Source organism: uncultured Brevundimonas sp., from assembly GCF_937870815.1.
Classification (GTDB): Bacteria; Pseudomonadota; Alphaproteobacteria; order Caulobacterales; family Caulobacteraceae; genus Brevundimonas.
This window is the reverse complement of record NZ_CALMZS010000215.1, coordinates 1-17,498: the sequence shown is the minus strand read 5'-3', so window position 1 is coordinate 17,498 and position 17,498 is coordinate 1. Positions and strand designations below refer to the sequence as shown.

19 protein-coding genes are annotated in these 17,498 nt (G+C 66.7%); 12 read left to right on the top strand and 7 right to left on the bottom strand.

The window, feature by feature from the left end:
- Positions 1–149 precede the first annotated feature (149 nt).
- The 6 genes from Q0588_RS15270 (at position 150) to Q0588_RS15250 (ending at position 9,188) form a co-directional block, all read left to right on the top strand.
- On the top strand, positions 150–3,344 hold the full coding sequence (locus Q0588_RS15270; RefSeq protein WP_298747927.1) for an efflux RND transporter permease subunit: 3,195 nt from the start codon (positions 150–152) through the stop codon (positions 3,342–3,344).
- Positions 3,325–4,494 carry an efflux RND transporter periplasmic adaptor subunit gene (locus Q0588_RS15265; RefSeq protein ID WP_298747924.1) on the top strand — a complete coding sequence of 390 codons (1,170 nt, stop codon included), beginning with the start codon at positions 3,325–3,327 and terminating at the stop codon, positions 4,492–4,494. The genes Q0588_RS15270 and Q0588_RS15265 overlap by 20 nt, the downstream gene beginning before the upstream one ends.
- Positions 4,481–5,953, top strand: a complete 1,473-nt coding sequence (locus Q0588_RS15260) for an efflux transporter outer membrane subunit (protein ID WP_298747921.1) — start codon at positions 4,481–4,483, stop codon at positions 5,951–5,953. The genes Q0588_RS15265 and Q0588_RS15260 overlap by 14 nt, the downstream gene beginning before the upstream one ends.
- 503 nt (positions 5,954–6,456) lie before the next feature.
- Positions 6,457–7,332 (top strand): class I SAM-dependent methyltransferase, encoded by an 876-nt coding sequence (locus Q0588_RS15255; RefSeq protein WP_298747919.1) that lies wholly within the window; start codon positions 6,457–6,459, stop codon positions 7,330–7,332.
- A 120-nt stretch (positions 7,333–7,452) separates the two neighbouring features.
- Complete coding sequence (locus tag Q0588_RS16070; RefSeq protein ID WP_366873035.1) at positions 7,453–7,647, top strand: substrate-binding domain-containing protein; 195 nt, start codon at positions 7,453–7,455, stop codon at positions 7,645–7,647.
- A 53-nt stretch (positions 7,648–7,700) separates the two neighbouring features.
- Positions 7,701–9,188 carry a L,D-transpeptidase family protein gene (locus Q0588_RS15250; protein WP_298747915.1) on the top strand — a complete coding sequence of 496 codons (1,488 nt, stop codon included), beginning with the start codon at positions 7,701–7,703 and terminating at the stop codon, positions 9,186–9,188.
- A 316-nt stretch (positions 9,189–9,504) separates the two neighbouring features.
- Here Q0588_RS15250 and Q0588_RS15245 read toward each other — a convergent pair whose 3' ends face one another.
- From Q0588_RS15245 to Q0588_RS15230, 4 genes are all read right to left on the bottom strand, one after another.
- Entirely contained in the window at positions 9,505–9,810 is a 306-nt protein-coding gene (locus tag Q0588_RS15245; protein ID WP_298747912.1) for a Fic family protein, read from the bottom strand.
- Positions 9,807–10,103, bottom strand: a complete 297-nt coding sequence (locus tag Q0588_RS15240; protein ID WP_298747908.1) for a Fic family protein — start codon at positions 10,101–10,103, stop codon at positions 9,807–9,809. The genes Q0588_RS15245 and Q0588_RS15240 overlap by 4 nt, the downstream gene beginning before the upstream one ends.
- Positions 10,103–10,309 (bottom strand): hypothetical protein, encoded by a 207-nt coding sequence (locus tag Q0588_RS15235; protein ID WP_298747905.1) that lies wholly within the window; start codon positions 10,307–10,309, stop codon positions 10,103–10,105. The genes Q0588_RS15240 and Q0588_RS15235 overlap by 1 nt, the downstream gene beginning before the upstream one ends.
- A gap of 64 nt (positions 10,310–10,373) precedes the next feature.
- Positions 10,374–10,562 (bottom strand): hypothetical protein, encoded by a 189-nt coding sequence (locus Q0588_RS15230; RefSeq protein WP_298747902.1) that lies wholly within the window; start codon positions 10,560–10,562, stop codon positions 10,374–10,376.
- A 100-nt stretch (positions 10,563–10,662) separates the two neighbouring features.
- Here Q0588_RS15230 and Q0588_RS15225 point away from each other — a divergent pair, with 100 nt between their 5' ends.
- Genes Q0588_RS15225 through Q0588_RS15200 form a run of 6 tightly spaced genes read left to right on the top strand, consistent with a single transcriptional unit; the run spans position 10,663 to position 14,200 of the window.
- Positions 10,663–10,956, top strand: a complete 294-nt coding sequence (locus Q0588_RS15225) for a multiubiquitin domain-containing protein (protein WP_298747900.1) — start codon at positions 10,663–10,665, stop codon at positions 10,954–10,956.
- A 5-nt stretch (positions 10,957–10,961) separates the two neighbouring features.
- Entirely contained in the window at positions 10,962–11,351 is a 390-nt protein-coding gene (locus Q0588_RS15220) for an E2/UBC family protein (protein ID WP_298747898.1), read from the top strand.
- Positions 11,348–12,733 carry a ThiF family adenylyltransferase gene (locus Q0588_RS15215; RefSeq protein WP_298747896.1) on the top strand — a complete coding sequence of 462 codons (1,386 nt, stop codon included), beginning with the start codon at positions 11,348–11,350 and terminating at the stop codon, positions 12,731–12,733. The genes Q0588_RS15220 and Q0588_RS15215 overlap by 4 nt, the downstream gene beginning before the upstream one ends.
- Before the next feature lie 41 nt (positions 12,734–12,774).
- Positions 12,775–13,059, top strand: a complete 285-nt coding sequence (locus Q0588_RS15210) for a DUF6527 family protein (protein ID WP_298747893.1) — start codon at positions 12,775–12,777, stop codon at positions 13,057–13,059.
- Positions 13,059–13,940 carry a hypothetical protein gene (locus Q0588_RS15205; RefSeq protein ID WP_298747890.1) on the top strand — a complete coding sequence of 294 codons (882 nt, stop codon included), beginning with the start codon at positions 13,059–13,061 and terminating at the stop codon, positions 13,938–13,940. The genes Q0588_RS15210 and Q0588_RS15205 overlap by 1 nt, the downstream gene beginning before the upstream one ends.
- A gap of 20 nt (positions 13,941–13,960) precedes the next feature.
- Positions 13,961–14,200: a DUF2188 domain-containing protein gene (locus Q0588_RS15200; protein ID WP_298747887.1), complete on the top strand. Its 240-nt coding sequence runs from the start codon at positions 13,961–13,963 to the stop codon at positions 14,198–14,200.
- A gap of 205 nt (positions 14,201–14,405) precedes the next feature.
- On the opposite strand, the gene Q0588_RS15195 is transcribed toward Q0588_RS15200, so the two are convergent.
- From Q0588_RS15195 to Q0588_RS15185, 3 genes are all read right to left on the bottom strand, one after another.
- Positions 14,406–15,956, bottom strand: a complete 1,551-nt coding sequence (locus Q0588_RS15195; RefSeq protein WP_298747885.1) for a site-specific integrase — start codon at positions 15,954–15,956, stop codon at positions 14,406–14,408.
- Between the two features lie 215 nt (positions 15,957–16,171).
- Entirely contained in the window at positions 16,172–16,597 is a 426-nt protein-coding gene (locus Q0588_RS15190) for a hypothetical protein (RefSeq protein ID WP_298747883.1), read from the bottom strand.
- Between the two features lie 18 nt (positions 16,598–16,615).
- On the bottom strand, positions 16,616–17,498 hold an 883-nt coding region (locus Q0588_RS15185), incomplete at its 5' end, for a hypothetical protein (RefSeq protein ID WP_298747881.1).

Sequence of the window (17,498 nt, the reverse complement as noted above, 5' to 3'; positions counted from 1 at the left end):
AAACGTCCCCCGCATCGGATCAGTCGTCACGGCGCGACGCCTCTTAAGATCGACTTAAGCTGAGCCGCGTCTTCGGCTTCCCGAACGACTTGAGGGACCATGATGAGCGTTGCAGCGTCGCATACGACGGCCTTGGGTCGGACAGCGTCATGATGGGGATCGTCCGGATCGCGTTGACGCGTCCGCTCACCTTCATCGTCATGGCCATCCTCATCGCGCTGGGCGGAGCCGTGGCGGCCGTTCGCACGCCCATCGACATCTTCCCCGACATCCGGGTGCCGGTCATCGCCGTGGCCTGGACCTATGCGGGCCTGCCACCGCAGGAAATGGCCGGGCGGATCATCACGCCGTTCGAGCGGGCCCTGTCGGCCACGGTCAGCGATGTCGAACATATCGAGAGCCAGTCGATGCCCGGCGTGGGGATCGTGAAGATCTATTTTCAGCCCGGCGTCGACATCCGCACAGCGACGGCGCAGCTGACCTCGATTTCCCAGACCATGCTTCGCCAGCTGCCCCCTGGCACAAGCCCGCCCTTCATCGTCAACTATGACGCCTCGACCGTCCCGATCGTGCAGCTGGCCCTTTCGGGGGAAGGGCTCACTGAACAGCAGCTCTACGATCTCGGTCTCAATCAGGTTCGACCGCAGCTGATCACCGTCCCCGGCGCGGCCGTGCCCTTCCCCGCCGGCGGACGACAGCGGCAGGTGCAGATCGACCTCGACCCCCAGGCGTTGCGCGCCCGCGGTCTGTCGGCCCAGGACGTCTCGCTGGCGATCGCGGCCCAGAACCAGATCAATCCGGCGGGCTTCGCCAAGATCGGCGAGTTCCAGTACAACATAAAGCTCAACAACGCCCCGGGATCGATCGAGGCGCTGAACGATCTGCCGGTGAAAGTGGTCGACGGGGCCACCATCTATATCCGCGACGTCGCCAATGTCCGCGACGGAAGCGCGCCCCAGACCAACGTCGTTCACGTCAACGGTCAGCGCTCGGCGCTGATGACGGTCCTGCGGGGCGGGTCCGCCTCGACCCTGTCGATCGTCGAGGGCATCAAGGCGAAGATCCCTGAAATCGCGGCGGGGCTCCCCGACGCCCTCACCATTCAAACCATCGGCGATCAGTCCGTCTTCGTCCGAGGGGCGCTCGAAGCCGTGGTCGTCGAAGGCGTGATCGCCGCGGCGCTCACCTCGCTCATGATCCTTCTTTTCCTCGGATCCTGGCGATCGACGGTGATCATCGCCCTCTCCATACCCCTGGCCGTCCTGGCCGCGATCGCCGCCCTCTCGGCCAGCGGACAGACGCTGAACGTCATGACCCTGGGCGGACTGGCCCTGGCCATCGGCATCCTCGTCGACGACGCCACGGTGACCATCGAAAACATCAACTGGCATCTTGAGCAGGGCAAGGGCGTGCGCGACGCCATCATGGACGGCGCGGCCCAGATCGTGACGCCCGCCTTCGTCTCCCTCCTGTGCATCTGCATCGTCTTCGTCCCGATGCTCCTGTTGCCAGGGGTCGCCGGCTACCTCTTCGTGCCGATGGCGCTGGCGGTGGTGTTCGCCCTGATCGCCTCCTTCGTGCTGTCGCGAACCCTGGTCCCGACCCTGGCCAAGTATCTGCTTCGGCCGCATGTGCCCGGCCTGGATCTCCATGCCGCCGGCAGACCGGGCTCCCGCAACCCCCTGGTGCGCTTCCAGCGCGCGTTCGAAGCGCGATTCGAGCGGACGCGGATCGCCTATGGTCGGCTGCTGGGCCGGGCCCTCGGGGGCCGGCGCGTGTTCATCCCCGTGTTTCTGGCCGTGGTGCTGGCGTCGTTCGCCCTGACGCCCTGGCTTGGCCGCGACTTCTTCCCCAGCGTCGATTCCGGGCAGATCTCGCTTCACGTCCGCGCCCCCGCCGGCACCCGGATCGAAGAGACGGCGGTCGTCATGGACCGCGTCCAGCAGCGCGTCCGCCAGTTGATCCCCGACGGCGAGTTGCGCTCCATCGTCGACAATATCGGCCTGTCCAGCGCCCCGCTGAACACGGTCTACAACAACAGCGGCACGGTCGGTTCGAGCGAAGGCGACATTCTGATCGCCCTGGAAGAAGGGCATCGCCCGACCGAACGCCATGTGGAGCGGCTCCGGGAGGAACTCCCCAAGAGCTTTCCGGGACTGAGCTTCGCCTTCCTGCCCGCCGACATCACGTCCCAGATTCTGAACTTCGGCTCTCCGGCGCCGATCGACATCCAGATCAGCGGACGTGATCTCGCGGCCAACGCGGCCTATGCGGAAACGCTGCTCCGCCGCCTGCGCGCCGTTCCCGGACTCGCTGACGCGCGCATCCAGCAGTCCGCCCGTTATCCGCAGCTGAACATCGATGTCGACCGCGCCCGCATCGCGCAATACGGCCTGACCGAACGCGACGTCACCGTCAGTGTCGGCAACGCCCTCGCCGGCACCTCGCAGACGGCCCCCGTGTTTTTCCTCAACCCGGAAAACGGAGTCTCCTACCCCGTCGTGGCCCAGGTGCCGGAGCATCGGGTCGGCTCCATCGAGGACCTGCAATCGCTTCCGGTGACCGGCGCGGGCGGTTCGGCCGCGCAAACTCTGGGCGGGTTGAGCGATTTGCGCCGAACTGGCGTCGCCTCGGTGATCAGCCATTACGACATCCAGCCGACGATCAATATCTTCGCCACCGCCCATGGCCGCGACCTCGGCGCCGTGGCCGGTGACGTGAAGGCCGTGATCAAGGATCTCGAGCAGGGCCAGCCGAAGGGCGCCAAGGTCACGGTCCGCGGCCAGTACGCCACGATGAACGCGGCGTTCGCGGGCCTGACGCTGGGGATGATCGGCGCGGTGCTGCTGATCTATCTGGTGCTGGTGGTCAATTTCCAGAGCTGGGCCGATCCGCTGGTCATCATCTCGGCCTTGCCCGGCGCCCTGGCCGGAATCGTCTGGATCCTGTTCGTCACCGGCACGACGCTCTCGGTGCCCGCCCTGACCGGCGCGATCATGTGCCTGGGCGTCTCGACGGCCAATTCGATCCTGATCGTCAGTTTCGCCCGCGAGCGGCTCGCCGTCCTCGGAGACGCCACCCAGGCCGCGCTGGAAGCCGGGCTCGTCCGTTTCAGGCCCGTTCTCATGACCGCCCTGGCCATGATCATCGGCATGTCGCCCATGGCGCTCGGGATCGGCGAGGGCGGCGAACAGAATGCGCCGCTCGGGCGCGCCGTCATCGGCGGGCTGATCCTGGCGACCGCCGCCACGCTGTTTTTGGTGCCCGCCATCTTCAGCTTCGTTCACCGTCGCGCGGGTCAACGCTCCGCAACAGGAAAACTCGATGTCGCCCATGTTCAGTAAGGTTCGCGCGGTCGGGCTGAAACCCGCCCTCGCGGCCGGCGCCCTTGGCGCGGTCGCGATCATCGCCTGGGGCGCGTGGGCGCGCGATGCGAACGACGACGCGCTCGCCGAAGTCTCCCGCGAGGCGGCGATCCCGACCGTCAGCCTGATCCAGGCGACCGCCGCGGACACGGACGGCAAGCTGGTCCTGGCCGCGGAGATCCAGGCGTGGAACACCGCTGACATCCACGCGCGCACCAACGGCTATGTCGAACGCTGGCTGGTCGATATCGGCGACCCCGTGCGCGACGGCCAGATCCTCGCCGTGCTCGAAGCGCCGGAACTCGACCTTCAACTGGCCCAGGCGCGCGCCCAGCATCAGATGGCCCTGGCCGATCTGTCGCTCGCGCGGGCCACCGCCGACCGCTGGGGCGCGCTGCTGGAGCGGGATGCCGTATCGCGCCAGGCCGCGGACGAGAAGACCGGCGCCCTGGCCGCCAGCGCGGCGGTCGCCGACGCCGCCCGAGCTAACGTCCAGCGGCTCGCCGCGCTCCGGGGCTTCACACGGCTTGCCGCGCCGTTCGATGGAATCGTGACCAGCCGTTCGGCGGAAGTCGGGGCCCTGGTGACGGCGGGCGTGGCTGCAGCGCCGCTGTTCACGATCGCCGACACGCGTCGAATGCGCGTCCAGGTCCGCGTGCCGCAATCGGCGTCTGCCGATATCCGGCCCGGCATGCGCGCCGAGCTGCGGCTGCCCGAGGCGCCCGGCGAGCCCTTTCCGGCGGTGGTGACCCGGAGCGCCCAGGCCGTGGATGGGCGCTCCGGCACGATGCTGGTGGAACTCCAGGCGGACAACCCGCTGCGGCGGCTGAAGCCCGGAAGCTACGCTGAAGTCACCTTCCCCGTTACCGGCGGCGGCGGCGTCATCATCCCGGCGAGCGCCTTGATCCTCGGCCGCAACGGGCCTTCCGTCGCATCAGTCGATTCCAAAGGCAGGGTGTCCCTCACCCCGGTGCGCCTGGGTCGCGACCAGGGTCGCACCGTCGAGATCCTCGACGGCGTGCGACCGGGAACGCGCCTCATCAATGCGCCACCCGACGCCCTGGCCGACGGCGATCAGGTGAGTGTCCGACAACAACCACCGCGGGGCCGCGCCAATGCTCAGGACTAGGCTGGCCTGGCCTCTCGCCTTCGCCGCGCTTTCGGGATGCGCCCTGGCTCCGCCGCTTGAACTTCCGGTCACCCCGACCCCTTCCGTCTACAAGGCCTTGGCGACGGGGCCGGAGGGGCAAGGCGCCGGCGCGGCCTGGGCCTCGGCGACGCCCGGCGAGGCCGTCCCTCGAGGTGGCTGGTGGAGCGTGTTTCAGGACCCCGTGCTCGACGCGCTCATTCTCAAGCTGGATCGCGCGAGCCCAACTCTCGCGGCGGCGCTCGCCCGATACGATCAGGCCCGCGCGACCGCAGGCCTCGACTCCGCAGGTCTTCATCCCCGACTGACCGTCAGCGGCAGGGTCGAACGCCAACAGCAGTCACAGACCCGCGCGGGCGGCCAGACGCCGACAGACGCCTATGATCAATCCTTCCTCGGCGCGGCGCTCGGCTATGAGCTCGACCTCTGGGGCCGGGTCCGCGACGCCGTGGAGGCCAGCCGCGCCGAGGCGGACGCCAGCGGGGCGGATCTGGTCAATGTCCGGCTGAGCCTGCAGGCCACCCTGGCCGACGCCTATTTCCGGCTTCGTGGGCTGGACTCGGAAATGGCGCTCCTGGATCAGACCGTGACGGCCTACAGCCACGCCCATGCGCTCACCGCGACCCGTCACGAGGTCGGGGTCGCGTCGGGGGTGGATGTGGGCCGGGCAGAAGCGCAACTCGCCGGCGCGCGAGCGCGCCGCGTCGACGTCCACCGCCGTCGCGTCCAGGTCGAGAACCAGATCGCGGCGCTCACAGGAGACGCCGCTTCGGAGTTCACCGTCCCCCGGTCCGGCAGCCGGCCTTTGCCGCCCCATATTCCAGGCGGCGTTCCTTCGGAGCTATTGCAACGGCGGCCCGACATCGCCGCCGCCGAGCGTCGCATGGCGGCGGCCAATGCCCGGATCGGCGTCGCGCGGGCCGCCTATTTCCCGGTCCTCAACATCGGTCTGGGAGGAGGATATCAGGCGGCCCAGGGCGCGCTGCTCGCGGCGCCCGCCAGTTTCTGGAGCCTGGGTCCCCTTTCGGCGACGATCCCGCTGTGGGACGGCGGCGCGCGAAAGGCGGAGGTCGCGGCGAGCCGGGCCCGTCACGCGGAGTTGTCGGCCGCCTATCGGGGAACCGTCCTTGAGGCGTTTCGCGAGGTGGAGGACGCCTTGGCGGCGGCCCGGGATCTGGCGGAGCAAGCCACGCAGCAACGTCGGGCCGCGGACGCCGCGAAACGGACCGAGGCGCTGGCCCTCATACTCTATGAGGAAGGCGCGAGCGACTTTCTCGAGGTCGTGACGGCGCAAACGGCGGCGCTCGAGAGCGAGCGTGCGGCCCTCTCGGTCGAGACGTCGCGGATGCAGGCCGCCGTCGCCCTTGTCCGGGCCCTGGGTGGTGGATATTCCGGTCCACAGACCGATCTCTCGGCCCCCGTGGCGATGGAGACGCCGTGATCGGGCCCGCAAGGTGCCGACGGGTGGATCTGATGATCCGGTGGTGCCGCGTAGCGGAAGGATCGGCGTCCGCGATTATGAAAACACCGGGCCGGAGATCTGAATCGCCGTGGTCGCCTATGCGTTCGGCGCGTACTCGAACTCGCCGGGGACTGACGCGACCGGTATAAGGCCAGACGGCCGCAGGCAGAAGCAGAGCGGGCGATCAGGGAGGATCACGACCATGTCGTTCGCTCAATCGGGTCTCGCGCCGTTCATCGCCAGCGGCCCGGACCGCCGGTTCGGTATCATCGTTCCGGCCTGACCTTGGTCGAATGGGGTTTTTAGGAAGAGGGAAACGGTCATGGGGCTCACTTGGGTGATCCTGGGCCTGGAGCCCCTGTCGGCCGGCATGTTAGATCTGCGCCTGACCGGTCCGCCGCGGGGCGGACCGGTCAGCGGCCGCCATTCGGCGCGTCACGGGGTCTGACCGCGCCCCGCAGCCTCTTCACAGGAAGACCAACATGTCGGATACGGCCACGGGCCTGACCCGCACCGCTCACGCCCCCGAGCCTGGTGAGGACTGGGCGGGCGAAATGGGCGCGCGCTGGCTCACCCATCTCGACACATTCGAGGGGATGATCGCCCCGATCGGCGAGGCCCTGCTCGCCCGAGCCGCCCTCGCACCGGGCGAACGGGTCGTCGACATCGGGTGCGGAGGCGGCGCCACGACACTCGCGGCCGCCCGCGCGGTCGCGCCGGACGGAATCGCTCTGGGGCTGGACATCTCGCCGGTTCTGCTACGTCGGGCCCGCGAGCGGGCGGCAGGAGCCAGCGAGATCGATGTAGACTTCGTCTGTGCCGATGCCGCGGCGGTCCAGCTGGACGCGGCCCCCTTCGACCGGATGATCTCGCGTTTTGGCAGCATGTTCTTCCCGGAGCCCTATCCGGCCTTCGCCAATCTACGCGGCATGATCCGGCCCGGTGGCCGGCTGGATCTGGCCGTCTGGGCCGCGCCCCGCGATAATCTCTGGATGGCCGCCATGGTCGCGATCATGCGCCGCTATATCGATCTGCCACGCCCGGAACCGCGGACCCCCGGCCCCTTCGCCTTCGAGGACACCGAATATCTGGGCGACGTCCTCGCGACGAATGGGTTCTCCGAGATCGAATTCGAGACCTGGAGTGGCGATCTGCCGTTTGGCGGCCCAGGCGCCACGCCGGATCAGGCCGTCGCCTTCGCCCTTGACGGCATGGCATTCCGGAACCGGATCGCAACGATCGAACCAGACTCGGTCACGCGACTTTCTCGCGACCTCATGGACCTATACGATGATCGCCACACCCCGAACGGAGTCATGATGCCGGCCAAGGTCTGGCTCGTCAGCGCCCGGACGTGAACGCGCGTCACGATTGGCAGCCGCGCGGACGGGCGACGGGCCCGCGGGGCCCGCAATGGCTGGACCAGGCCAGGACAGACGGCGACCTGATCTTCTTCGGCTCGGAGATGATGATGACGGATATCGTCACCGCCTTGGACGGTCGCATCCGCGCCGAGACCTGGCCGACGCGTCGAGGTTGCGGAGCCCTATCGGATCTATCGGGACGCGGGCGCGGTCGTGACCGCAGGCGGCCACCAGGATCCGGACGCCCAGCCCTTCCTTGACTTCCTGAAGTCCGAAGACGGCGCAGCCATCTTTGCGCGCTGGGGCTGACGGACCCGCCAACCTTAAGGCTGCCATAAGGTTGGCGACGCGGTGTCGGTCGCATGGCCGCACACCGCTCCCCCCTCCTGAACCGCAGAATCCTGCTGGCCTCGCTGCTGGCGCCCGGCCCGTCATGGGCCCAGACCGGGATGCCGGCCGGCTCATCAGTCCAACGACTGGCGACAGATTTCTACGCCGCACGCGGCGGCCGCCGCTCCGCCTGGTCCGGCCCGGCGCGCCAGGAGGCGATCCGGGCTCTGGCCCTGGCCGACCGGCACGGCCTTCCGGCGCCGGACGGTCTGGCTCTGGACGAAGCCGAACTCACCCGGGCCATCCTCACCCTGGCCGAGGCGCTGGCGCACGGGCGGGTCGACCCGGCGACGGTCGAGACCTTGTGGGAGATGGGTCGAAACCACATCGATACGCCGCCGCTTCTGGCGAAGGCCGTCGAAGACGGGACGCTGATTGAGACCATGGCCGGCCTCGCGCCCCAGGATCGCGGCTACCAGGGCCTGTGCGACGGCTTCCTCCGCTACCGAGGCATCGCCGATCGCGGCGGCTGGCCCGCCTTCGCCCTGGGCGCGACGATCGAACCCTTCGCTTCCGACCCGCGCATCCCCGCCATCCTGCCGCGCCTGCGGGTGGAGGGCGACCTGGGCGATGCGGCGGCCTCGATGCTGTACCCTTCAGCCGTCGAATACGGGTCGGTGCTGCAGGAGGCTGTTCGGGCCTTTCAGGTCCGCCATGGCCTGGAGGCGGACGCCCGCATCGGCCCGGCGACACAGCGGGCCCTGTCGATCTCCGCCGAGGACCGGGCCCGCCAGATCGCGTTGAACCTGGAACGCCGCCGCTGGCTCAAGCGGGACGTGGCGCCGGAGCGGATCGAGGTCAACACCGCCGCCTCCATCATGGTCTACTGGAAGGACGGGCGGCCGGTGCATTCCATGCGGGTCGTAACGGGCGACGCCGATAATCCGACGCCCAGCCTTGAGCGGCCGTTCGCCTCGGTCGTCGCCAATCCGCCCTGGACGGTGCCCACCTCCATCGCCCAGCGGGAAATCCTGCCGCGCGGCCCAGCCTATATGCGGGCGAACAACATGACGATCCAGAACGGCATGGTAGTCCAGCGCGCGGGCCCCAACGCCGCCCTGGGTCAGGTCAAGTTCGAGCTCCAGGACAGCTACGCCATTTTCCTGCACGATACCCCCTCGCGCGGGGCGTTCGACCAGAGCTTCCGCCATCTCAGCCACGGATGCGTGCGGGTGCAGGACGCCGTGGGCTTCGCCCGCCTGCTGCTGGCGCCCGACCCCGATCGGCTCGCCCGCTTCGATGAGGCGCTGGACAGCGGCCGAACCGTCCGTGTGGCGACCGGGCGACCGATCGACGTGCGCTTGCTGTACTGGACCGCCTTCCTCGACGGACAGGGCCGTGTCGCCTTTCGTGAGGACATTTATCGACGCGACGCCCGTCTGGCCGGGGCTCTGGGCATCGCCCTGCGCCTGCCGCGACCAGACGAACGGCGCGCCGATGCGAACGATGTCGGCCCCTAGCGACGATTTGGTCATGCGGCGGCCCCATCGACCGGGGCGTCCAGATGCTGGCCGTCTCCGACGGCTACCGGTGAGCACCTCATCTTCGCCCGCACGCGCGGCGGAAATCGATATCTGTTCCTGGCCCCCCACGGCACGCCCGAGGACAGACTGACTGCGAGCGCACGCGTCCGTCTGTCGGATTTCCCGGAACTTAGCCAGATCGCAGCCTCTCTGCCGACTGTCTGATCCCCAACATGATGGCCGTCGAACGCCGGATCGAGAGGTGCAGCCCCTAGGAGAAACGCGCCGGAACTAAAGAATGTGTACGGGGAGCCTACCCCGCCTTTGCTGGCGCGAGGAGACGCCTCAATTCCTCTATCAGGGGAACCGTGTTCAAGTCGTAGCTTGCGATCATGGCTGGCAGAAAAGTGTCGCGATCCAGCCGAGTCAGGTCGAAGGGATAGCCTGCCGCGTCACCGAGCAGGTGCAAGAACGCGAGCTGCGAGCGACCATTGCCTTCGCGGAATGGGTGGATTGCATTGAGCTCGGCGAGAAACACCGCAGCGGCCGCCACAAAGTCTTCTGCGGAGGTCGCCCCGAAGTCAGGACCGCCTTCGAGACCGCGAAAGAGTTTCGTCATCGTCGAAGCGATGTGCTCCGGAAAGCAGAACGGGTTGCCCCCTTCGAGGTCCGCACCGTGCGGTACTCGCCGGCCCACCTATAGACATCCTGGAACAGGAATCGGTGGATCGCCCGATAGTGAGCCACGCTGAAATTGCCGATCGGGAGCGGCTCGTTGGCGCGCAGCGTCGTCATCTCGAGCTCGAACGCCTCCAGCGTTTCGAAATCGCGGATGCCCAGGAGGTTCTTGAGTGTTCGGGAGTTCTTGTAGGCGTAGGGGTCGTCGAAGGCGTCATAGCCTCCGTCGTCCATCAGTGCGACTTGTTGCCGGAATAGGCGCGGACGACCTCGGCGCGTTGCTCGACGGGCGACAGCTTCCTGCGCCGCATCGAGGCGATTCGGTCGAGGCTGGCCTTGCTCAGACTGATGCCCTCGACCGCCGAGATGGCGGCGAAGGTCCGGTCACCCAAGACGCGGGCGTCCGGCGATGCGATACGAGCTTTGACGGGCTTCTTCATGAATCGATCCTAGCACGACCGCGCGCGGGAGTGGCAAGGCCGCGCACGACCTCAACTCGCTCCCCTAGCGGTCAAGCAGCCGTCTCGCCTGGCTGATTCTGTCCTTCAAGCCGGCTTGGAAGTCGGGATCGCGGCGTCGCGTATCAATATGGGTCGCGATCGCGGCCCTGATCACATCCGATACTGGCAGGTTCTCGACGCTGGCGACGGTCTCGAGAGCCTGGGCCTGCTCTTCGGACAGGCGGACGGTCATGGCTTTAGGAGATTTCATCGCCGCACCAGTGCACCGAAAACGAGTGCTTGTCAATACGATCGGTGATGTGGTATCTTGGTATCAAGTTTAGGAGGTATCAATGAACGGCAAGAACGACATCGCGGACGACCGCAAGGAGAATGGCCCGGGCAAGGGCGACACGTCCCAAATCCGGATCGATCGGACCCACTACAAGGTCAAGGAGGCGGTCCTAACCGGCGCCGACCTGCGCAAGCTACCGGAGCCCGATATCGGTCCTGATCGGGATCTGTTCGAGGTCGTGCCCGGCGGCTCCGACGTGAAGGTCGAGCTCGACGCCCAAGTCCGCCTGCGTGACGGCATGCGGTTCTTCACCGCGCCGGCCCAGATCAACCCCGGCCGAATCCAGGAGTAACGACCATGCTTCCCCCGAATGAGCAGGCCTACCTCGACGAACGCGCCCCTGCCCGGACGGTCTCCGTCGAGGGGGGCATGATCTGCGTCCTGCTGCCCGCGTATCCCCTGCCGCCCGGCTTCACCACGGCAGCGTCCGACCTGCTGCTCCGGCTGTCGCCCGGCTATCCCGACGTGCCGCCCGACATGTGGTGGTTCGATCCGCCGGTCCAGCGGACTGACGGCCAGGTGATCGTCGCCACGGAATGTCGGGAAAGCCATCTCGGCCGCATCTGGCAGCGCTGGTCCCGGCATCTCAATCCGGGGCAGTGGCGCTCGGGCGTCGATTCGCTGGAGAGCTATTTCTCACTCGTCGACAAGGAGCTGCGGGTCGCGGCCATGGCGCGAGCCGCATGACCCTCACCCTCGTCCTCCCGGGTCCGATCGAGCAGGAGCTGCTGGCCAGCACCCGCGCACTGCTGGAGACCGCCGGCGTGCTGCTCGCCCGTCGGGTGGACACGCCCACCGGCGTGCGCCTACTTGCGCGCCGCATGATCTGGGTTGACGAGGCCGCCTATCTGGAACGCAGCGAGACCCATATGGTAATCGCGTCGCAAGGCTATGTTCCGGCCCTCGGGGCAGCAGAGCTCGACGACTGCGTGCCCATCTGGTTCCACACTCATCCGGGCGAGGGCGCCTCGCCCAGACCGAGCCGTTGGGATCGCAAGGTGGACCGCGACATCGCCGACCTGTTCCGGCTCCGCTCCGGTTCGCCGGACTATGCCACCCTTATCCTGTCGCCCCACGGTGCGCATTACAGCTTCACCGGCGCCGTGCACCCGGAGACGGGGAAGCGCCTTGCGATTGACCGCATCTGGTCGGTCGGCGACCCGTGGCGGCTGACCCGCGCGGCGGACGCCGCCGAGGCGGTCCTTCCAGACATCTTCGACCGCAACGTGCGGGCTTTCGGCCCTACTATTCAGTCCGTTCTCGGCCAACTCGATGTCGCGATCGTCGGTTCTGGCGGCACGGGCTCTGCAGTCGCCGAGCAATTGGTCCGGCTTGGTGTCCGGCGTTTCACGCTCGTCGACCCGGACATGCTCTCGGACAGCAATGTCACCCGGGTCTACGGCTCCACCCCAGCAGACGTCAGCCGACCCAAGGTCGAGGTCCTGCGCGACCACCTTATGGACATCGCTCCGGACGCCGTGGTCTCGACCGTGCAGGGTATGGGCACGCTGAAGGCGACGGCACGGCGCCTGACGGGGGCCGACGTTGTGTTTGGTTGCACCGACGACAACGCCGGGCGTCTCGTCCTGTCGCGTCTATCGACCTGGTTCCTCACGCCGGTGATCGACATCGGCGTCCTGCTCAGCAGCACCGCTGATGGCGGCCTGACCGGCATCGACGGTCGCGTCACCACCCTGGCGCCGGGCCACGCCTGTCTCGTATGCCGCGATCGCATCGACCTCGCGCGGGCCGCGGCGGAACTGCAAACCCCCGACGAACGAAAGCGGCTCGCGGACGAGGGCTACGCCCCCGCCCTCGGCCAGACCGAACCCGCCGTCGTCGCCTTCACGACCGCCGTGGCCGCCGCGGCGGTCAACGAACTGCTGGACCGGTTGATCGGCTATGGTCCGCCGGAGCGGCCGAGCGAAACCCTGCTCCGACTTCATGAACGCGAGATCTCGACCAACCGAGCCGACCCCCGACCGCATCATTACTGTCATCCGTCCCAAGCTCACTGGGGCGCGGGCGGCGAAGATCCCTTCCTCGGACAATTGTGGCCTGACGCATGAGATTTTCTTGGTGGACTTGGCTGCCGTTCTGGCGCTGGCGCGTGATCGGCGAGACCGACTATGCCGGCGACGTGCCCGAGCGGCTGCCCCGCAATGGCGTGGTGCTGATCGGCGAGGACCGGCTCAAATGGATCGTCTTCGACTGCCCGTGCCGGCGCGGTCATCGCATCATGCTCAATGCGGACAGCGCGCGTCGTCCTTACTGGACATTGAAAAGCGGCGGCACAATCACAATCTCACCGAGTATAGATTACGTGGGTGGCAATCGCCGTTGCCATTATTTCGTTCACGACGGTCGGATTGAGTGGGTGGGAGACAGTCTCTGATGACGAACGCCAAACAGTCTCCATCTGCAGCGGGTGCCGCGCCGATCATCGAAAAGACGCCGATGTTCACGGCGATGAACGCGGCACGCTACCAGCGCCAGGCGCTGATCCGGGAGATCGAGACCGATAACCCCAACCTGCTTTGCTACGTGGCGGGGCCCAAGGCCCCTGTCGAACGCGCCGATACGCTCGGTTTCGTCGACATGCTGCACAATGTGACGCCCGGTCAGCCGGTCGATCTCTTGCTGCATACGCCGGGCGGGGATGTCGATGCCGCGGAGAAACTCATCACCCTGGTCCGCGCCGCCGTCGGCGACGACAGCGAGTTCCGGGTCATCGTTCCGGACTATGCCAAGAGCGCCGGCACCCTCATGTCGCTCGGCGCGAACAAGATCATCATGAGCGATTCCTCCGAACTCGGTCCGATCGATCCCCAGGTCACCCTGCGCGACGGCAACGGTAATGAACACTCTCAATCGGCGCTCAACTACCTGATGGCCTACAAGGACGCGGAGGATGCGGTACGCGCCAATCCCGACGACGTCGCGGCGCGCATCACCTTCGAGAAATTCGATCCGACCGTAGTGCGCAAGTTCACCTCGGTCCGGAACCGGGCCCAGAAATTCGCCGAGAACCTGCTGAAGCGCCAAGGCGCCAATTTTTCGAAGATCGCCAGTGAACTGATGGACATCACCCGATACCCGTCCCACGGACAGATGATCGGATGGGAAGCGGCCCGCGACATGGGTCTGGAGATCGACTACCGGCCGATGTCCGATCCGACCTGGCGCAAATACTGGGCCCTCTACTGTCACATGCGGCTCGCGATCGAGAGCGATCAGCGGATCTTCGAGTCCAACTATTCGTCCTTGGTTCTCTAGGTCGAAGAAGGAACACGACGATGGCGATGGACAAATTCACCCTACACAAGGACTCGGCGTCAAAGCGGTGGCGTCTGGAAAAAGAAGGCTCGGACCGGGCCGTCAAACTGTTCCACACCAAGGCCGACGCCACCAAAGGCGGAGCCCTGTCGGCGGCCATCGGCAAAGCCGGCGGCTCCGTCCGGATCCGCAAGGTCGACAACACCATCCAAGAAGAGCGGACGATCAGGCCCGCTAAGGATCCGAAGTCCAAGGGCTGAATGCCTGAGTGGCCGACGATCTCCTAGGACACTTCGATACCGGTTCGGGTCGTACGGATAGATGGTCATGTCCGAACAAGCGGGCCGAGTGTCACAGGCCTCTTCCCATGCGCTCTGAATAAACTTTGGTTCTGCGGAGCAGACGTCCTTGATGTCCAATGAGTCAGGAGCGGCTATTCACGATCAACCAGACGCCAAAGCATTGTCAGCGGAACCCTCTAATCCAGCGCTCGATCTCGACCTTCTGCCCGCTCCGCGCCAGATCGAGACCCGCTTTCGCCAGAATGTCCATGTGCGACGCCGCGATCTCGGACCGGCGGGCCATGGTCATGCAGATCAAGAAGACAGCCTGGTCCAGGTCGCCGGCCGCAACCAGTTGAAGAGCCCGGGCCTTGGCCGCCTCTATCTCCGATGCCGGTCCAACCGCTCGCGTGTCGAGGGATCCGCCCGCGTTTTCGGCTACGGGCTTTGTTGATCCAGTCAGATGTCCGGCCCACGCCGCCAAGGCCGATCGCTTTTCCGGCAGATAGGTGTGACGGTCGTAGACGCCGGTGACGGCGGCCCCCTCGCTGGGTGTATGTCCCAAGACCAGACCGACGACGAACCGGGTGACGCCATACCGGCCGGTCAAGGTGGTCGCTCCCGAACGCCGTACGTCATGCGGAGAGCCGACCGCGATCTTTCGGCGGGCGCAGGTGCGCGCAAAGGCCCGCGTGATGGCGTGGGGATCCAGATGCTGGTCAGGCGCCCGTCCGGACGGAAATACAAACGGACTTTTCGGATCGAGCGCGAAAGCCTCCTCGAGAACGGTCAGGCAATCCGGACCGAGGGGCACGACGTGCTGATGCTTCGCCTTGGCGCGCGCCGACGGGATGATCCAGACCTTGGCCGCGAGATCAAACTCTGTCTTGAGGGCGCCGGCGACCTCGTTGCGGCGGGTCAGGGTCAGCATCAGGAGCTGGATCGCCAGCCCCATCACCGGTTCAAGGCGGGCGTGGACCCCGGCGGTCTTCTCGCCCGGAGTTCTCGGCGTGCTGGCCTCCAAGGCCGCCTGCCAGAGCACCCGGAGTGCGGCATCGTCAAACATGCGTTCGCGGGATGTCAGGGCGAGCGGCCGGGCCAGACCGGCGGCGACGTTTGATTCGAGCCTTTCCTCAAGAACGCCGAACCCGAGCACGGCGTGCAGGACACCTCCGATCGAGGCCACGCTCGCCGCCGACAAACCCTTTTCGGTGATCAGGTTTCGCATGAATGCCTTCACGTCGGCGCGCCGGATCTCGGTGAAGTCACGACCGCCCAGCGGACCCTGGATATGGTTTTTCCAGATGCTGCGCTCGTTCTGGATGGTCACCGCCCGCTTCGGCTTTCGCCGGCCGCCGTGCAATCCGACCTCCGCGGCACTCCAGTAGGCTTCGGCGAGCTGGTCGAGCGTGTCTCCGGCCTTCGCCTCCTCGCGCGCCCGGTCTCGCGCTGCAGTCCTCTCGCCGACCGGGTCCAGTCCCTCATGCACCGCGACGCGCATTGTTGCCGCCTTTGCCTTGGCCTCGGCGAGCGAGAGACCGGGATAGAGACCAAGCACCAGACGTCTGCGCTTGCCGCTCTCGGTGAGGTAGCGAAGCTCGAATTGTTTGGATGACGACGGGAAGACCCGAACCCCGAGACCACGAGTTCCGCTGACCTTCTTCTCATAAGCCTTGGCCGCCGGCTTGAGCGCCGCTATCTGCCGGTCTGTGGCAAGCTGAATGGACGTTCCCAAGACACCCTCCGCCTGTTCGCAAATCATGGGACAGGCTGGCCAGACTAGCCTTTCGTGGGGCGCCAGTGGGGCATTTTATGCAGCACTCGTTGAAAACCGCTGAAATGCCAAAAAATCCGACAATCAACGTTTTCAAAATATTACACGAGTTTTGGAATGTAGTGAAACACCCTGAAATGGCTCTTGAGGCGATTCACACCGAGGGGGTCACAGGTTCAATCCCTGTCGCATCCACCATTTTCACCCGCGCGACGATCCGCTCGACGCCGTTCCTTCTGGCGCGCGCCGCCGTTCATCATCATCAGTTCGAGCCGGATCTCGATCAGCCGCAGTTCGATCGATCCGATCGCCAGCAGCAGGACGGAGAGACCCAGCGCCGCCGCCGCGAGGGCAACGACCGGACCCAAGGAGCCCTGTCCCGGCATCTCGCCGGCGACGAGCGTCAGGGCGAGCGCCGCGACGCTGAAAGCCAGGCCGGAAGCGCCCAGCGTCTTCAACAGCGAACGGCGTGGTGCCTCCGGGTTGACACGGGCACCGGGCTTGCGGCGGTCCCGGATGCGCCGTTCGCTGCTGGCGCGACGGTCGGACGGCCCGGCGGGTCCGTCGAGGGTGCGGGCGATACTGTCAGCCTCGACGGACATGGGACCCTCCACGGGGGATCATCGGATCAACCTCGAACTGCCTGTACGCGGTCCGACGCCGGCCGGAACGGGCACCCTTGAGGCATTGTAGTTGGCGTTGATGAACAGCGAGGGCGAACCCTTCAGCTGCAGGCTCTGGGCGACGATGACCGTCCAGGCGCTCTCGCGGGCTACCTCGGCCCGACCCTCGACGAGCAACTGGGCATTCGGCACATAGATGACGCCCAGCAGGCTTTCGACATGGTCGCTGGAGATGATGAAATCCTGGGTATTGTCCCGGGTCGCCCCCATGACGATGCCGGTGTAGTCGCCTGTCCTGCGACCGCTCAGTCGGACCATGGCGCTGTCCTTGAACTCGAATTTGGAACCCTTGTCGAAGAACAGGACGACGTCGTCTCCTTCCAGACGGGCGTGCTCCTTGACGATGAGATGGCCGCCAAGAAACCAGTGTTCACCGGGCTCCAGAACGACGGTGGCCCGGCCGTATGCTTCCAGACCGCCGCAGTGAACGCCGGGCGAAATGCGACGCAAGCCCGCTCTCAGCTTGAGGGGCTCCAGAAGGGCGCGGGAGGCGCAGCCCAGGGCCGGATCACGGCTTAGGTCCAGGTTCGCGAAGGGGTCGGCGATGGCGGCGGCGCCCGTGCCGGGGCTAGGGCTGATCGACCCGCGGGCCGAGGTCACGGCCTGGACCGCCGCCCCCTTGATCGATCCGCCCTCGACATCAATGTCCCGGTTCGAGTGCACCATACAGGCCGGCGCAGCCAGCCGCCCTGAATCCTTGATGTTGAGGATTCTCGACCCGCTGTCCCCCGTGGTCAGGACGCACAGCGGCACCATACCGACGGAGGTGGCGGTGGCGTCGCCGACGAAATGCCAGCCGCCGGGGGGCAACATATTAGCG

What these genes read in the sequence shown, in the direction of transcription:
- Q0588_RS15215 (WP_298747896.1), top strand. Translation starts at nt 11,348, where the DNA reads ATGACCCTCACCCTCGTCCTCCCGGGTCCGATCGAGCAGGAGCTGCTG.
- Q0588_RS15235 (WP_298747905.1), bottom strand. Translation starts at nt 10,309, where the DNA reads ATGAAGAAGCCCGTCAAAGCTCGTATCGCATCGCCGGACGCCCGCGTC.
- Q0588_RS15260 (WP_298747921.1), top strand. Translation starts at nt 4,481, where the DNA reads ATGCTCAGGACTAGGCTGGCCTGGCCTCTCGCCTTCGCCGCGCTTTCG.
- Q0588_RS15240 (WP_298747908.1), bottom strand. Translation starts at nt 10,103, where the DNA reads ATGGACGACGGAGGCTATGACGCCTTCGACGACCCCTACGCCTACAAG.
- Q0588_RS15245 (WP_298747912.1), bottom strand. Translation starts at nt 9,810, where the DNA reads ATGACGAAACTCTTTCGCGGTCTCGAAGGCGGTCCTGACTTCGGGGCG.
- Q0588_RS15200 (WP_298747887.1), top strand. Translation starts at nt 13,961, where the DNA reads ATGGCGATGGACAAATTCACCCTACACAAGGACTCGGCGTCAAAGCGG.
- Q0588_RS15225 (WP_298747900.1), top strand. Translation starts at nt 10,663, where the DNA reads ATGAACGGCAAGAACGACATCGCGGACGACCGCAAGGAGAATGGCCCG.
- Q0588_RS15205 (WP_298747890.1), top strand. Translation starts at nt 13,059, where the DNA reads ATGACGAACGCCAAACAGTCTCCATCTGCAGCGGGTGCCGCGCCGATC.
- Q0588_RS15230 (WP_298747902.1), bottom strand. Translation starts at nt 10,562, where the DNA reads ATGACCGTCCGCCTGTCCGAAGAGCAGGCCCAGGCTCTCGAGACCGTC.
- Q0588_RS15190 (WP_298747883.1), bottom strand. Translation starts at nt 16,597, where the DNA reads ATGTCCGTCGAGGCTGACAGTATCGCCCGCACCCTCGACGGACCCGCC.
- Q0588_RS15270 (WP_298747927.1), top strand. Translation starts at nt 150, where the DNA reads ATGATGGGGATCGTCCGGATCGCGTTGACGCGTCCGCTCACCTTCATC.
- Q0588_RS15265 (WP_298747924.1), top strand. Translation starts at nt 3,325, where the DNA reads ATGTCGCCCATGTTCAGTAAGGTTCGCGCGGTCGGGCTGAAACCCGCC.
- Q0588_RS15220 (WP_298747898.1), top strand. Translation starts at nt 10,962, where the DNA reads ATGCTTCCCCCGAATGAGCAGGCCTACCTCGACGAACGCGCCCCTGCC.
- Q0588_RS15250 (WP_298747915.1), top strand. Translation starts at nt 7,701, where the DNA reads ATGGCCGCACACCGCTCCCCCCTCCTGAACCGCAGAATCCTGCTGGCC.
- Q0588_RS15255 (WP_298747919.1), top strand. Translation starts at nt 6,457, where the DNA reads ATGTCGGATACGGCCACGGGCCTGACCCGCACCGCTCACGCCCCCGAG.